Origin of the sequence: Nonlabens ulvanivorans (assembly GCF_032922765.1) — a bacterium.
GTDB classification, from domain to species: domain Bacteria; phylum Bacteroidota; class Bacteroidia; order Flavobacteriales; family Flavobacteriaceae; genus Nonlabens; species Nonlabens ulvanivorans.
Genome location: NZ_CP136694.1, coordinates 972,217 through 989,191, shown reverse-complemented (window position 1 = coordinate 989,191; position 16,975 = coordinate 972,217). Strand labels below are relative to the sequence as shown.

15 protein-coding genes are annotated in these 16,975 nt (G+C 35.4%); 10 read left to right on the top strand and 5 right to left on the bottom strand.

Annotated features, from left to right (window positions below; all coding sequences use genetic code 11):
- Positions 1-42: 42 nt before the first annotated feature.
- From udk to R1T42_RS04505, 5 genes are read left to right on the top strand one after another with little or no spacing between them, the layout of a single operon-like run.
- Complete coding sequence (udk, locus tag R1T42_RS04525) at positions 43-660, top strand: uridine kinase (RefSeq protein WP_006795138.1); 618 nt, start codon at positions 43-45, stop codon at positions 658-660.
- Between the two features lie 10 nt (positions 661-670).
- Complete coding sequence (locus R1T42_RS04520; protein ID WP_317291465.1) at positions 671-1,006, top strand: FtsB family cell division protein; 336 nt, start codon at positions 671-673, stop codon at positions 1,004-1,006.
- Positions 999-2,381 (top strand): methylmalonyl-CoA mutase subunit beta, encoded by a 1,383-nt coding sequence (locus R1T42_RS04515; protein WP_317291464.1) that lies wholly within the window; start codon positions 999-1,001, stop codon positions 2,379-2,381. Before R1T42_RS04520 ends, R1T42_RS04515 begins: the two co-directional genes overlap by 8 nt.
- Complete coding sequence (gene scpA, locus R1T42_RS04510) at positions 2,381-4,507, top strand: methylmalonyl-CoA mutase (protein ID WP_317291463.1); 2,127 nt, start codon at positions 2,381-2,383, stop codon at positions 4,505-4,507. Before R1T42_RS04515 ends, scpA begins: the two co-directional genes overlap by 1 nt.
- Positions 4,500-5,012, top strand: a complete 513-nt coding sequence (locus R1T42_RS04505; RefSeq protein WP_317291462.1) for a hypothetical protein — start codon at positions 4,500-4,502, stop codon at positions 5,010-5,012. The genes scpA and R1T42_RS04505 overlap by 8 nt, the downstream gene beginning before the upstream one ends.
- 163 nt (positions 5,013-5,175) lie before the next feature.
- Here R1T42_RS04505 and R1T42_RS04500 read toward each other — a convergent pair whose 3' ends face one another.
- The 4 genes from R1T42_RS04500 to R1T42_RS04485 all read right to left on the bottom strand — a co-directional run bounded on the left by R1T42_RS04500 (position 5,176) and on the right by R1T42_RS04485 (position 8,056).
- Positions 5,176-5,889 (bottom strand): DUF6503 family protein, encoded by a 714-nt coding sequence (locus R1T42_RS04500; RefSeq protein WP_317291461.1) that lies wholly within the window; start codon positions 5,887-5,889, stop codon positions 5,176-5,178.
- A gap of 253 nt (positions 5,890-6,142) precedes the next feature.
- Positions 6,143-6,925 carry a hypothetical protein gene (locus R1T42_RS04495; RefSeq protein ID WP_317291460.1) on the bottom strand — a complete coding sequence of 261 codons (783 nt, stop codon included), beginning with the start codon at positions 6,923-6,925 and terminating at the stop codon, positions 6,143-6,145.
- Entirely contained in the window at positions 6,894-7,589 is a 696-nt protein-coding gene (locus R1T42_RS04490; protein ID WP_317291459.1) for a hypothetical protein, read from the bottom strand. Before R1T42_RS04490 ends, R1T42_RS04495 begins: the two co-directional genes overlap by 32 nt.
- 116 nt (positions 7,590-7,705) lie before the next feature.
- The gene (locus tag R1T42_RS04485; protein ID WP_036579206.1) at positions 7,706-8,056 is read right to left on the bottom strand and encodes a 4Fe-4S binding protein; all 351 of its coding nucleotides are present in this window, start codon (positions 8,054-8,056) and stop codon (positions 7,706-7,708) included.
- A gap of 37 nt (positions 8,057-8,093) precedes the next feature.
- Here R1T42_RS04485 and R1T42_RS04480 point away from each other — a divergent pair, with 37 nt between their 5' ends.
- From R1T42_RS04480 to R1T42_RS04460, 5 genes are all read left to right on the top strand, one after another.
- Positions 8,094-9,191, top strand: coding sequence for an autophagy-related protein 101 (locus R1T42_RS04480; protein WP_036579208.1), 1,098 nt, complete (start codon positions 8,094-8,096; stop codon positions 9,189-9,191).
- 71 nt (positions 9,192-9,262) lie between these two features.
- On the top strand, positions 9,263-10,321 hold the full coding sequence (serC, locus tag R1T42_RS04475; protein ID WP_317291458.1) for a 3-phosphoserine/phosphohydroxythreonine transaminase: 1,059 nt from the start codon (positions 9,263-9,265) through the stop codon (positions 10,319-10,321).
- A gap of 139 nt (positions 10,322-10,460) precedes the next feature.
- Entirely contained in the window at positions 10,461-11,420 is a 960-nt protein-coding gene (locus R1T42_RS04470; protein WP_042249185.1) for a D-2-hydroxyacid dehydrogenase, read from the top strand.
- A 79-nt stretch (positions 11,421-11,499) separates the two neighbouring features.
- Entirely contained in the window at positions 11,500-12,963 is a 1,464-nt protein-coding gene (locus tag R1T42_RS04465; protein ID WP_317291457.1) for a hypothetical protein, read from the top strand.
- Positions 12,964-13,089: 126 nt separating this feature from the next.
- A complete protein-coding gene (locus R1T42_RS04460) occupies positions 13,090-13,587 on the top strand; it encodes a YehS family protein (protein WP_036579216.1) in 498 nt (165 codons plus the stop codon).
- A gap of 62 nt (positions 13,588-13,649) precedes the next feature.
- On the opposite strand, the gene ccsA is transcribed toward R1T42_RS04460, so the two are convergent.
- A complete protein-coding gene (ccsA, locus tag R1T42_RS04455; protein ID WP_317291456.1) occupies positions 13,650-16,922 on the bottom strand; it encodes a cytochrome c biogenesis protein CcsA in 3,273 nt (1,090 codons plus the stop codon).
- Positions 16,923-16,975 lie beyond the last annotated feature (53 nt).

The following is a 16,975-nucleotide window of genomic DNA, read 5'->3' as shown; positions in this document are numbered from 1 at the left end:
TTCAAGTTCAAATCCCTATTTTTGCACAAATAAAAAAATCAAATGCTTATACTAGGAATAGCTGGTGGAACTGGAAGTGGAAAAACCACAGTCGTGGACCAAATGGTCCATACCTATCCAGATCATGAAGTAAATGTAATCTCTCAAGACTCCTATTATAAAGACACTTCCCATTTGAGTTATGAAGAACGTGTGAAAATCAACTTTGATCATCCAGGAAGTATCGACTTTGAATTATTAGAGAAACATCTGCTCGAACTTAAAGAAGGTAAAACAATTGATCAACCAGTTTATTCTTTTGTCGAGCACAACCGTACTGGTGAAGTGGTTAAAACAGCACCTTCTAAAGTGGTAATCGTTGAAGGGATTTTAATACTTACCCAACCACGCATTAGAGATCTATTTGATATTAAAGTCTACATAGATTGTGATAGTGATGAACGATTGATACGCAGGTTGAAAAGAGATATCGCAGATCGCGGTCGTGATCTCACAGAAGTTCTAGAACGTTACCAAAACACATTAAAACCGATGCATCAGCAATTTATTGAGCCTACTAAGGCCTATGCAGATGTGATTATACCTACTAATCGATTTAATACAGTAGGTGTTCAAATCTTAAGAGGTATAATCGACCAACGATTGGCTGAATTTTCTTAAATTTCACATAATGAAGTGGAATCAGTTAAAACAGAATAAATATTGGAAAGTTTTTACTAATAAGTACGTACTTATCAGTATCATATTTGTGATATGGATTTTGTTCTTAGATGCAAACGCTTGGCTTACTTCCCATAGAGAACTGGACCAACAAATCGTAGAAAAAGAACAAAATGTTGATTTCTATAAACGAGGTATCCAGAAGGATCAAAATAGAATTAAGATATTAAAAGATAGCGCTGGCATTGAAAAATTTGCTCGTGAACGCTATTTAATGAAAAGAGAAAATGAAGAAGTGTTTATCATACAACACGCAGATTCCCTAAAAAAAGACACAAATGAGTAATCGATTGTTTGAAGGTTTTGAACCTGTCTCAGAAACGGCCTGGAAACAAAAAATCCAGATGGACCTTAAAGGTGCAGATTATAACGAGACACTAGTCACTAAAACAAATACTGGAATCGATATTAAACCGATATATCACAGTGACAGTGCTCCACAATTAAATATTCCTGCTCGTGCCACAGATAACTGGTTTATTTCTCAAAGAATCTATGCTGGTAATTCTACGGCAGCAAACAAGAAAGCAAAAGACGTATTAAATCGTGGTAGTGAAGGTGTACTTTTTGTTATCCCTAATAAAGAAATTGACCCAACGGTTTTACTTAAAGGATTACCGGAATATGGAATTCAAATCCATCCACAATTTATGGACTTGGATTACATAAAACAGGTACATGATATCAATCCTAAAGCTTACGTACATATTGATATTATCAATCAATTAGCAAGTGATGGAAATTGGTTTAATGATTCAAAAAAGGATCATTACAACTATGTTGAGTTCATTAAATCGTTCTCAGGATACTTTTCTCAGTTTACAGTAAACACGAGTTTATATCAAAATGCTGGAGCTACTACCACTCAAGAATTAGGCTATTATGCAGCACATTTAAACGAGTATTTAAATCACTACTGCGATACCAATAAAGAGCATGATGCAGGTGTTTATGACGCTTTCGCGAAAGCAGAAAAAAGAATCAACATAGACACTACCATAGGTAATAATTACTTTATGGAAATTGCAAAATATAGAGCATATCGGTTAATAACCAAAGCTATAGGCAACCTCTATAGTATAGACTTAAAATGCTATATCACAGCAAGTCCAAGCCTTCGAAATAAATCTTTACTTGACTATAATGTCAACTTATTACGCACCACGACAGAATGTATGAGTGCCGTCTTAGGAGGCGCAGATACCGTATATAATTTATCTTATGACGCCTTCTTTAATAAAGAAAATGAGTTTGGAGATCGTATAGCTCGCAACCAACTACGCATCTTAAAAGATGAAGCTTATTTAGAAAAAATAAATAATGCAGCAGATGGTTCTTACTATATCGATACACTAACAAAACAGCTTACAGAAAAAGCCTTAGAGCTTTTTAAAATGATAGAAAATGGCGGTGGTTTTGTACAATCGTTATTTGATGGCACGATACAACGCAAAATAAAAGAAAGTGCGGCACAAGAATTAAGTGACTTAGGCAATGGTAAAAAAATTCTCGTTGGTGTCAATAAATATCCAAATGCAGATTTACTACTACAAAAGGAGTATGAATTATACCCATTTGTAAAAGCAAATCCTCGTAAGACTCTTATAGCTCCTATTGTTCCTACTCGACTAGCCGAGTCTATTGAAAAAGCACAGTTGTAATGAAAAGAAAAGATATATCTCAAGTAAAAGCCGATTTTAATTTTGCTTCTTCTCAAAAAGCTGATTTACCAGTTTATGAAACATCTGAAGGAATTGATATCAAAAAGTACTATTCTAAAGAAGATACTGAACATTTAGAACATTTAAATTTTGTAGCTGGACTTGCGCCTAATTTACGTGGTCCTTATTCTACAATGTACGTGCGTCGTCCATGGACCGTTCGCCAATATGCTGGTTTCTCAAGTGCTACAGAGTCTAATGCGTTCTATAGACGTAATCTTGCTGCTGGGCAGAAAGGACTTTCTGTTGCCTTTGATCTAGCAACTCACAGAGGTTATGATTCTGACCATGATCGTGTCGTTGGTGATGTAGGAAAGGCTGGTGTTGCAATCGATAGTGTTGAAGACATGAAAGTTCTTTTTGATGGAATACCATTAGATAAAATGTCTGTTTCTATGACCATGAATGGTGCTGTGTTACCTATCATGGCATTTTACATCGTTGCTGCTATGGAGCAAGGCGTGGATCCTGCTTTATTAAGTGGTACAATACAAAACGATATCTTAAAGGAATTTATGGTGCGCAACACCTATATCTATCCGCCGTCGCCTAGTATGCAGATTATATCTGACATCTTTGAATACACGAGCAAAAACATGCCTAAATTCAACTCGATTTCTATATCGGGTTATCACATGTATGAAGCTGGTGCGACTAGTGATATAGAACTTGCCTACACGCTAGCAGATGGATTGGAATACGTTCGTAAAGGTCTTGCCGCCGGAATGGACATTGACACCTTTGCTCCTAGACTATCGTTTTTCTGGGCCATAGGAATGAATCACTTTATGGAAATAGCCAAAATGCGTGCTGCACGCATGTTATGGGCTAAAATGATTCAACAGTTTAATCCTAAAAACGCGAAGTCTCTAGCTTTAAGAACACATTGCCAGACATCTGGTTGGTCGCTTACAGAACAAGATCCTTTTAATAACGTGGCGCGTACGACTATTGAAGCTGCTGCGGCCGCCTTTGGTGGTACACAAAGTCTACATACCAACGCACTTGATGAAGCTATTGCTTTGCCTACAGACTTCAGCGCACGCATAGCTCGAAATACGCAGTTGTTCTTACAAGAAGAAACTGGAATTACTAAAACAGTAGATCCTTGGGCTGGTTCTTATTACGTCGAGTCTCTAACTGACGATATTGCTCATAAAGCCTGGGAACTTATAGAAGAGGTAGAAGAACTAGGCGGAATGACCAAAGCGATTGAAGCCGGAATTCCTAAAATGCGTATTGAAGAAGCTGCTGCCAAGAAGCAAGCGCGCATAGATAGCGGTATAGATACCATCGTAGGCGTTAATAAGTACCCAAGTCCAGATGAAGATCTGATTGATACGCTAGAAGTTGATAATGCTGCCGTGCGCATTGAACAAGTCAATCGTTTAAAAGAGATAAGAGCTTCTCGAAATACCGAAAAGGTTCAGAAAGCGCTTGAAAATCTTACAGATTGTGCAAGAAGCAAGAATGGCAACTTACTAGAACTCGCTGTTATAGCTGCTCAAGAACGTGCTACTCTCGGTGAAATATCAGATGCTTTGGAGAGCGTTTATGGAAGATATCGTGCACAAATTAAAAGTGTCCAAGGTGTTTATAAAAAAGAGATTATGAATGATCCTGCTTTCGCGAAAGCGCAACAACTAGCCGACCAATTTGCTCAAAAAGAAGGTCGCCGCCCTAGAATCATGATTGCCAAAATGGGACAAGATGGACATGATCGTGGAGCAAAAGTAGTCGCTACTGGTTATGCTGATGTAGGGTTTGATGTAGACATAGGTCCACTGTTTCAAACACCAGCCGAAGCTGCAAAACAGGCTGTAGAAAACGATGTGCATGTGTTAGGCGTAAGCTCTTTAGCTGCAGGACATAAAACCCTTGTTCCTCAAGTAATGGAAGAGCTCAAAAAATATGGGCGTGAAGACATAATGATTGTCGTTGGTGGTGTGATTCCACGCAAAGATTACCAGTATTTATTTGACGCTGGAGTGGCTGCAGTATTTGGTCCTGGTACTAAAATCAGTGATGCAGCAATTGATATTTTAGGGTTGTTGATGGATGAGTAGTTTTAATCACATCAAGTTAAAGACTGATCAGATTGTTATTGGTTCTTATGTGCTGTCTGGCTTTGCATTGTTTCTCATGTTTTATTTTAATATGGTCTCGATCTCAGTGATTAAAAAATTATCTATAGGTTTTGGTATAATGTGGCCAATCCTGTTATATTCCTTCTACTATAAAAGTTTACGACAATCCAAAATCATCTTAATTTTTTCTACTATTGGTGTAATCCAAGTATTGCTGTTTATAATATTTAAAGATGTACCTTCATTATGCAATAATATCGGTGGAAGCTATTTAAGTAATTTATTGTATTTGCCCGCGATGTTAATCACTTTTTATTGCTTGAATTACCTCAATAAATTGATATATGGGGATGATTTAATTATAACTGGTCGCGGTGATAGCTTAGGAGGTGAACGTGATGGAAGAAAAATTAGATTAATTGATTTTGTTTTCTCTTTATTAGGAGGTTTGCTTTTTATTTTTGGAGTGATGTTTACCCATTAGTTCGTATTTATAAAGCTTTACACATTGTTAATGGATTATAATTACGCTAGTAATTCAATTTGAAATACTAAACACTAAAACGATAAGTCCGTTAATCAACATTAATCTATCAAACAACTTTAAATCCAATATAACGAGATAGAATTTAAAACAACTGAATAAACTAATTCGTTATCACATCAGTCCCCAAGAACTTATCATCTTTATTATAATACCATTGGCGCACTTTAGGCATATTGATTCCACTGGTTTCATAATTTTCAGTTAGAATAATGTATTCACCACTAGTTCTATCGATATCACCTTTTTGATCACGCTTGAAAAACTGATATATTTCCATTTTATAGGTCGTAGGGTCAAAATAAAAGTACCACACGTCGCTACCTACATTTTCATCATACATCACCTCAAGGACTAGGTATTCTTTACCTTTAAAGCTTTTACGTTCCACTTGATCTGTTATAAAAGTTCCTGGATCTTCTAGCTTCATAGGTAAGCCGTAGAGATAAGTGTAATAGTTTTGCATAAATAACGCTCGTTCTTCATCTTTAAAAGTGGTTTCTAGTTGAGCCATCGGTTTCTTCTCATCTATCTTGAGTACGGTAGCATCACCTTTTTCTACTACATATGAGGTTGTAATACTATCACGGTTGACCACTAATGCAAATCGCTCAGCTGGTAGGTTTATATCAATATTACTTACACGATCAGGATTCCCAGTAGTAGTCATAGTTACTTGAAAATAATCTTGAAACGTTTGCCAGTTCCCATCAGGATCATGATGTTGAATCGCCTTATCTAGCAGTTGTTGTCCTGTTAATTCTTGAGCTTGTAAGATAAACGTGTTTAGAAAAAGAAATAAGTAAAAAAATCGCATAGTCTGAATAATTTTAGAAAGCCTAAATTAGAATATTAATTCTATTCAGATATTAAAATATGCTACTCATTCATTCACCCGTTGGTCCACTAGCTATTATAATTGCTAGTATCATCATTTTAGTACCTGCTATAACTCTCTTTACCTTTGGTTATTTAAAGCGTGAATCAAACAAAAATCTTTCTACCATTTGCTATTATCTAGCATCGGGATATTTGTTCATGATACTAATAGCATATTACTTTACCGTGATTTAATTTTTTCTCGCTAATCTTCTAGCGAGACGTTTTTTATAAATCTTTAAACGGATACGCTGTACTCCACCACGTTGATCCTCGGGTATTGCTTCTATCCTATCGATATCTCTTTTTAATCGGTCGATACTTGCTATATTATCACTAATTCTTATTCCTATAGCAACATTAAAGTAATTACCGCTATTAAAAGTATTACTTAAAGCTGGTGCTGTCGCTATTTTATAATCTACCATTTCAAAGCTAGGACTAGCAAATACAGATATCGCTGGAGTAAACTCATATTCAATACTCGTTGTAAACCTGAATAGAGTTCCACTATCTCTAAATTTTGCGCCGCCTTGAGCTGTTGTTTGACGATTCTTATTCTGGCTGTATCCTATCCCTATGTCTCCAGTAACATGCCATAAATCTGTAAAACGGTAATCATATCCTGCAAACAGGTATGCGTTAAATTTTGTAGCTCTATCATAATTACCAACGATATTCACATCGTTAACTTTCATAAAATCATTAGATAATGCTGCACCGATATAAAGACCTTTATAAAGATATGCCTGTGTACGAATACCAAAGCCTAAACCACCGCTTAATCCATTGCCTATATAATTATCACCCATAGGCGTACCTCGCTGTATAAAAAGATCAGTCACATTTCTTCTTAACCGACTACTTTCTGGATCAGATATTGAATCTGTTTGTGCAAACATGCTATTAGAAAGCAATAGAGTTATTGCAATAATTAAGAATCTAAAATTGAACGACATAATTCTCTGTTGCATTAGTAACCATAAATTGCTCTGTAATTAAAGCACCTGTAGCATCTTCATATTCAACCGTCATTATAGAAGGATAAACCGTTTCAATATCGATAAACGTATCGCTAGACGACTGATTAAAAGGTAAAAACTCTCGATCTTCACATACAACCTCAGTTGTAATTCCTTCTTCTGTAAACTGGGAACAGTTTAATGATTCAAAATATATTGAAGCATTAAAAAACTCTGTCACAGCAGTTGTGTTTGTAAAACTTAAGTTAACCACGGCCGACTGTTTCAATGTCTGAGTTGGAATATTATAATCTAACGTACCGGCATAATTTCCATTACTAATCCTTATGTTACGTCTAGGATAATCTGTAGATGTAAGACTAAAACTGGTTTGCTCATCTGTATTAACAAGCATTAAAAAAGAAACATCACCATTAGAATCAGTAATACCAGAACCTAGAATAAAATCCTCATCTGCAGGACTGAATTTAGTAAAGCCGCTGGATTGAAAATCATAAGAATAAAATCCGCTATACACAACGACTTCTACATTCTCAACAGGATTATTAGCTCCATCTACAACAGTTGTAGAAAATAATGCTCTTTTATTATTATCAATTCTGGCCTCGCAAGAAATTAATAATACTATAAGGCTTAAGCATATTAAATATTTCATGTTTCCTATTTTACAATAGATGCAAAGTAATTATAATAGTTGCGTAACAGCTATAAAAAAAGGCCACAAATTCTAGTTTATAGAACTTGTGGCCTTAATTATATCAAATAATAAATTTATTCTTTGTGCATAAACGCCTGTTTTGCTCTAAGAGTTGTTTCATCTTCCACATGGTTATCATCTGGCACACAACAATCTACGGGACATACTGCCGCACATTGTGGCTCCTCATGAAAACCTACACACTCTGTACATTTATCTGGTACGATATAATAAAACTCGTCACTTACAGGTTCCTGAGTCTGATTAGAATCTACTTCTTTTCCATTAGGAAGAACTACATTTCCATCTAGATCTGTACCATCTGCATAGCGCCAGTCGTCTGCTGCTTCATAGATTGCGGTATTAGGACACTCAGGTTCACAAGCACCGCAGTTAATACATTCGTCTGTTATGATGATTGCCATAGCTGTTTTATTTACTTTTGTGCAAAAATAATGCCCATTGAACTCACTGGCAATTAATACCACGTTAAATGATAGAATTTCCGCTTTCGCGAAAGCGGGATCTCTACTTACCTCCTATTTAAAAAAGGAGCCTACAGACGCAACGACTACAATTGAAGCTGCTTTTTATAAAGCACAGGCTAAAAACTCATGGTTTACAGATGAAAATCTAAATCATGCCTTTGAGCAATGGTCTCTAGCTCTCACTGAAGATGCTCTTAAAATATGGACTGCACCATACCATCTTAAAAATATTTCACCGAGAACGGTTGCCATTATCACAGCAGGTAATTTACCATTAGTAGGATTTCATGATGTGTTATCTGTAATTATTACAGGTCACCATGCCATGATTAAAAATAGTAGTAATGATGATGTGTTAACTCCTATGTTATTGCAACTTGCGACAGATCATTTACCAGAATTATCACAATCTTACAGCTATAATGATGGTCGACTTACGGGCTATGATGCTGTAATTGCTACTGGAAGCGACAATACGGCTCGTTATTTTGAGTATTATTTTGGTTCTAAACCTAATATTATACGTAAAAACAGAAATAGTATTGCTGTGCTTACCGGTTCTGAAACTATTAATCACATGGAGGCTTTAAGTGAAGATGTGTTCAATTACTTTGGTTTAGGATGTCGTAGCGTTAGTCATTTAATGGTGCCACGTGGATACAACTTTGATTTATTCTTTAACGGTATGTTTAAACAGCAACACTTGATAAAGAACGAAAAGTATGTCAACAACTATGACTATAACAAAGCTGTTTATCTAATGAGTGAATTTGATTTATTGGACAATGAATTCTTATTAATTAAGGAAGAAAATGAGAGTTATAGTTCACCAATAGCTTCTTTAGGGTACAGTTTTTATGATGATATCAGTGATGTGGCAGACCAAATCAAAAACGACGCTGATAAGCTACAATGTGTAGTTGCTCAAGGAAAAGCTGCACAAACAATTAAAGCAAATCTTGGAAATTTAACTGCTCCAGCTGTGGTAGATTTTGGCACAACACAATGTCCTATGTTAAACGATTATGCAGATGGTGTGGATACGGTTGATTTCTTGTTGACATTATCTTAATCATTTATTGATTTTCTAACGTGCTTTGGGTTGATAATTTGCATTTTTGTAAATATCGTAAACTCTCAATTATGAAAATCCATAATTTTTCGGCAGGACCATGTATTCTACCACAAGACGTATTTCAACAAGCTTCAAAAGCGGTTTTAGACTTTAACGGCCTTAGTATTCTTGAGATATCGCATCGTAGTAAAGACTTTGTTGCTGTTATGGAAAAGGCTCAATCACTGGCATTAGAGCACTTAGGCCTTAGTAATAAAGGCTATAAAGCACTCTTTTTAGGTGGTGGAGCAAGTATGCAGTTTTTAATGACTGCTTATAACTTATTAGAGAAAAAGGCAGCTTATTTAAATACAGGAACTTGGTCAGATAAAGCTATTAAAGAAGCTAAAGCTTTTGGTGATATTATAGAAGTAGCTTCTTCTAAAGATGCTAATTATAATTTTATACCTAAGGATTATCAGGTGCCAACTGATGCAGATTATTTTCATATCACTAGCAATAATACCATCTTTGGCACACAATTAAAAACAGTTCCTCAAGTTAATATTCCGCTAGTTTGTGATATGAGTAGTGACATCTTCTCTCGTCAGTTGGATTTTACGAAATTTGATTTGATTTATGCAGGAGCTCAAAAGAATATGGGACCAGCTGGTGCTACATTAGTAGTAGTTAAAGAGGGTCTTTTAGGAAAAGTGACACGTCACATTCCTTCTATGTTAAACTATCAAACACATATCAGTAAAGATTCTATGTTTAACACGCCACCTGTATTTCCTATATATGTAAGCATGTTAACCTTAGAATGGTTGAAAAATAATGGAGGAATTGATGCCATAGAAAAAACTAACAATGAAAAAGCAGCATTAATTTATGGTGAAATAGATCGTAATGAACTGTTCCAAGGATTTGCAGCTGTAGAAGATCGTTCTAATATGAATGCTACTTTCTCTCTAAAAGATGAAGCTCATAAAGAAGCTTTTGATAACTTATGGAATGCAGCAAACATAAGCGGCCTTAACGGTCATAGATCTGTAGGCGGTTATAGAGCGAGTATGTACAATGCATTACCTTTGGAAAGTGTTGAAGTGTTAGTAGATGTAATGAAAGAATTAGAAAAAAAGGCATAAGCAGTACAGATTTTATAGATGCGTAAAGGGAGATTTACTGATGAAATTTTATCACGAATCTCATAGAAATAAAGAGTAGTATAAAACCTAATTAAAAACTACAGTTATTGATTAACTGACAATAGACAATACAATTAAGATGAGCAAAAAAGTATTAGCAAACGATGGAGTTTCACAAAGCGGAATAGACAAGTTAACAGCAGCTGGTTATGAGGTGATTACTACTAACGTAGCACAAGATCAACTAGAAAGTTATATCAATAAACATGAAATTGCAGTATTGTTAGTGCGATCAGCAACGACAGCTCGCAAAGAACTTATAGATAACTGCCCTAGCCTTAAGATTATAGGTCGTGGCGGTGTAGGAATGGATAACATCGATGTAGAATATGCACGTGAGAAAGGCTTAAAGGTTATCAATACACCAGCTGCAAGTAGCGCCAGTGTGGCTGAGTTAGTTTTTGCTCACCTTTATGGTGGTGTCCGTTTTCTTTACGACAGTAACCGCAATATGCCTCTAGAAGGAGATACGAATTTTAAAGGATTGAAAAAACAATATGCAAAAGGTTCTGAACTACGTGGTAGAACTCTCGGTATTATAGGAATAGGTCGTATAGGTCAGGAAGTTGCTAAAATTGCTGCTGGTGTAGGAATGAAAGTTGTGGCTCATGATTCTTATGCAGACACTGCTCCTACCGTTTCATGGGATTTATTTGACGGACAAACCGTTTCTGTAGAGATTCCATTAGTTAGTAAAGAAGAATTGTTAGCACAATCAGACTTTGTCACTTTACATGTTCCTGCTCAAAAAGATTATGTAATTAGCGAGCTAGAATTTAATCAAATGAAAAAAGGCGCTGCTATTATAAATGCAGCTCGTGGTGGTGTTATAGATGAGGTGGCACTTGTAAACGCATTGGAATCTGAGCATATATCATTTGCCGCTCTAGATACTTTTGAAAAAGAACCACAACCAGAAATGGTCTTACTTATGAATTCTAATCTATCTTTAAGTCCGCACATCGGTGCTGCGACTAATGAAGCTCAAGACCGTATAGGAACTGAACTTGCAGATCAGATTATTGAGATATTAGGATAAATAGATGAATGCTGGGATTTAATTTGATGTAGTTTTTTACTTACTTTACCCCTATATTTACACTTCTAAAATTATTATAATGAAAAAATTATTAGTAGCCTTATTTGCAATTACTCTAGTTATTTCCTGTTCTGATAACATTGAACCCATCGACCCAGGTCTCAATCCCAATGGTTCTGGAAACGGAAATGGTTCTGGAAACGGAAATGGAAACGGAAACGGAAACGGAAATGGAGGAGCAGGTGCTTGTGGTAATTATTTCTTTAGAGCAGAGATTAATGGCCAACTTTTTGAAGCAACAGAATTTTATTTGGAAGAATTCAATAATTTTATTGCCATTAACACATTAGTCGGTAGAGATCCTTTGACAGGAAGACAACTTGCGATTACTACAAATACTCCTACTTCTGGAACTTACACAGTCGGTACAAGTGGTGCATTAAGGATAGTCGAAATTAGATATTTCGAGGCAGATGATAGGACACATGATTCAATATCACTTAATGGATTAATTCCTGAATCAGGTGAGTCAGGAGTATTAGATATTAATGTGGATTTGTCATCTAGATCAGCGAGTGGTACTTTTGAAGCAAACGTTATTGATGATGATGATTCTAATAATGTAATTGCAATCACCATGGGCGAATTTTGTTTACCATATCTAATGGTTGACCCTTTAAAAACAGGTCAAACTTATAACGCTCTCAATACTAATTTTAATTTTGATGCTGATGGGATTCCTGCAACTCCTGTTTCTATAGATTTAAGGGTACAAGGAGCCAGTTCACCTAGTTTAAGTTTAGAGATAAATGATTTTATTGCTGATGATCAAAGTGTAATATTTAATATAGATGATTTCACACCAGGTGCTTTTAATTTTCCAATAACGTTACCTAATGGAGAACAAACTATGCGATTTTTTGATGATGACTTTCCAGTTCAAGATCGTTACATAATTGGAGTTGCAAGCAGTGATATTGGTGTATTAAATATATCACAAGACCCTACAAATTTAACTTATAGTGGTACGTTTAGTGGAACCTTGAGCAGAGAGCAACTGGATGCAAATGGTGGTATAGATACAGACAGTAGTGGTAATCCTATAATTAATACAGCGATTGTTTCTAATGGTTCCTTTAATAATGTATTTGATTTTGATGAAGTTAGTAGTAGTTTGGGACTTACAAACGATGAGATTATCATTAATAATACTCCTAATTTTGATAAACGTTTAGATAGTGAAGTTATCTTACGCGAAACAGACGTTGATATCTATGAAGCCATTGCTTTTAACAATAATGGTGATTACTTATTGGTTATAAGAGTTCCTCTGAATGTTAGAACTGGTTCTTATGATCTTTCCTCAGGTCTTGGAGATTTTAGCGGTTATTATATAGATGCCTCTGGAAACAAGGCACAATTGGAAAGTGGGACTATACATATCACCAAACATATATTAGACAGTACAGAAATATTTTTCTTTTTTGATGCTAATTTCACTGGTGGTATTAATATCAAAGGTTTCCACGACTATAGTTTTTAATTAAAGTATTAAAATAATTATTGAAACCGAGATATTTTTCTCGGTTTTTTTATGCTAGATAAATACGCTTTCGCGAAAGCGTAACAACACAACACTATCCTTACCTTTGCAATCCAATAATATTTTATGGACAATAATGACATTTTAAGACGCTTGCGATTTATACTCAATTTGAGTGATGATGCAATGATTGATACTTATGCAAAAGGTGGCGCACCAGTTACACGTGCTGAAGTAAGTGACTGGCTTAAAAAGGAAGAAGATGTAGATTTTAAAGAAGTTGTAGACGTTAATTTAGCGACCTTTCTCAATGGTGTGATTGTTAATTATCGTGGTAAAAAAGATGGCGTTACTCCTGAAGCAGAAATGGTTCTGGATAACAATACGATTCTGCGTAAACTTAAAATTGCTTTTAACTTTAAGTCTGATGAATTAATTTATATCTGGAAAAAGGCAGATGTCGAAATAAGTGAAACAGAATTAAGTGCTTTCTTTAGAAAAAAAACACATGCTAAGTATAAATACTTAAATGATCAATACTTACGTAAGTTTTTAAAAGGCTTTCAAATTCAGCGTAAAACACAACGTGAAAAAGAGGAGAAACGGAACTCTTACAAAAAGTAATATATAAAAAAAGCCTCATCGTTAATGATGAGGCTTTTTTTATGCATAGTTTCATTAAAGGATTATTCTTCTCGATCCTTCTTTTTAAAGACTTTCTTTTCTTTTATATAAGCTGGTATACCGATGGCAGCAACAAATATTAAGAAGTATCCAACATATTTTAAAGACAAGACTTGATCTCCACTAGCATAACTATGTAAGCCAGATAAGTAGAAATTCACACCGAAATAAGTCATTAAAATCGATAGAAAAGCAAGGATAGACCACAAATTAAATGTCCACCTACTTTTTAGTCCTGGTACTAATCTTAAGTGGAGTACAATGGCATAAACAAAGATGCTAATAAGCGCCCAGGTCTCTTTAGGATCCCAGCCCCAGTAACGTCCCCAACTTTCATTTGCCCACATACCACCTAAAAAGTTACCTATGGTGAGCATTATTAATCCTATGGTAATGGCTGCTTCATTGATATAAGTAAGTTGCTTAATATTTAAATCCATGCGCTTTTTATTCTTATCATTTGAAAAAATCATAAGTATAAAAGTGATAATTCCTAAAATCATTCCTAAAGCAAATGGTCCATAACTAGCCACAATAACAGCAACATGTATCATCAACCAATAACTATCTAGGACTGGTTGTATGTTTGCCACATCTGGATCTAACCAGTTTAAATGTGCAACCCATAATACTATAGCTACCACAAAAGCTGCCGCCGCCATCGTTAATTCGCTCTTACGACCTAATAGCAAACCGAATAGCATGATTGCCCAAGCTACATACAGCAAAGACTCATATGCATCAGACCATGGTGCGTGACCACTGATATACCATCTAGTAATTAAACCTGCCATGTGAACGACAAACAATCCAATAATCACTACTTTATGAAATTGAATAGCGTATCGTAATTCTTTCAACGGTTTCTTCATTAAAATTTCAGAAACCAGTAGAATGATTAAGAAAACACCAAACCATGCATACCACATGTAAAGGTTTCTAAAAACATCATATTTGTTATAGAGGATTTCAGCTTTAATTTTATTCTCGCTAGGCATCACCTCGCCTCCATATGCTTTTTGAAAACGATTAAGACTTGCTAATACTTGATCGGCCTCGGTATAATCTCCTTTTACCTTTCCATATCTCAATGTTTGAAGATATGCTGGTATAAACTGTTTAGTTAGTACAGAGTCAGTAGATTTAAATCCTGCATCATTCAATTCTGGATAAGAATACCATTTATTGATAGGATCATTAGGTTTAGGAAATATTCTAATCATAGAACTAGAAACCACCTGATCTAGTATTCCTAGGTTTGAGTTAACATCAATAAAATCTTTTTGAAAAGCATTTTTGCGATCCGACTGATTTGCTTCATCTAGATATGGTGCAAGTTTGAAAGCTATAAACTCACCGTCTGGAGATCTAAAAAAGTCCATCCCAGCAGCATATTTTCTAGAACGATCTATACCTAAAATATCTCTGATAGAATCATTTCCTCTTTTTAATCTAATCAATGGAACCTCATACCATAGGTTACCAAACTGCATCATACTCAATAAAGTTTGTTCAGGTGATAAACGCACAACACTATCTCCTACCGTTGCTTCATAATAATCACGCTCTGATATCTTACGCAATAATTCAGAAGCTAGAGTACTAATAGGCTTCATACGACCATTATCCTGTATAATCACTTCACCAAATTTATCTGCCTGTTCTTGCGGTATCATATTAGCAACAATGATGCTATCCAACCTAGATACTGGCGTTTGTCTTAATTTAGTGTTTGTAGCCGTTACCTCTTGATGTTCTCCAGGATCGTGATCGTGACCTTCATGTCCATCTTGGGCAAAGCTAAAAGTAGACATCAATAAGATGAGAACAGCGGTGATATTCAATTTGGCTTTTCTTTTATTAACACGTTTTATCAATCGTCCTAATTCACCAAATCGAGTATTAGGATCAAATAATAGGGCTAGTAATCCTAGATATAAAAGATAATAACCAGCATAAGTCACGGTCTTACCCCAAAAATCATAATTAACAGATAAGTGAGTTCCTAGTTCGTCAGGATCAAATCCTGCTTGAAAAAATCGATATCCTTCTTTATCTAAAACGTTGTTCATATAAATACGTTCTGAGGTACTCCCATTATCGTCGTTAACTAAAACTTTACTCTCATAAGCGGCATACGCCTTCTCGGTACCAGGATGCTTATCTGCTATAAAATCCTCAAGAGTGATAGAAAATGGAAGTTCTCGCATAATAGAACCGTACTTAATGTAAAGATTGACTCCATTAACTTCAACATCTACATAATCAGACACTATACCTTTTCCACCTAGCATTTCTATCTTCTGACTATCATTGCCTGATGTTACTGTTGCTTTAATTCCATATGACTTTGCTGCAGTAGGTTCAGGTGATTTAATAATACCTACATTACCAGCTGTTATAGGTTCTGGAATCACAAATTGCATACTCCCTAAAGTATATAGAGATCTTAAATTTAAAGTCTGAATACTATCTTTAAAAACTTCGCCTTGCATCTGATCTGCCATACGCATGAACTGACCTTCAAAAGGTGTTTGAATAGTATAACCATTCCAGTTTTCTACAATATTGACAATGTCCTCTGCTGCTGCTAGTTCTGGATCTAAATTAACTCCAAAAAGTGTATTGTGTATTAAAGCCTTTTCACCATCTTTCAATAAGTGATCATGACGTGTTCCTTGTCCGGCTTCTACTATTTTGAGGTAACGTTCTTTTCCATCTTCACTAGGTATTAAACCTTCAACTGCGTCAAAAATTAATGAGTCAATTGTTATGGAAATGTCTTTATCATAGAACTCTTCATTTAGAGAATAATCATAATCGTACGGTGTGATTAACATCTTATCCTTGACCTCTCGCTGCATTTCCTGTCCATCTGGACTCATTCCTTGCATGATCACACTCATATAGGTCTCGTCAGAATAAAAAGCCTCTTCTGTCTTTCCTTCACGTATCAACATCATTCCTTCAAAAGAAATATAACGAGTAATACCAGCTCCTATAATGATAAGTATCCATGATAAATGTAAAGTTAGCGTCGCCCACTTTTTCCACTGTAATAATTGATAACGCTTTATATTCCCTATAAAATTGAGCACCAATAAGAACATCATTGCACTAAACCACCATGCGTTATAAATCCACTTTTTTGAAGTAGGTGTGTCATAAATATGTTCTATCCATGTACCTACCGCCATGCTCAACGCAAATGCAAATAATAAAAAAGTCATGGTTCTAGTAGAGAAGAGTAACTTGACAATCCAATGGTCTTTCATAGCGCTGTTTTACAGTTTGCAAAGATACTTTACAAAACCGGTTTCACCTAGCT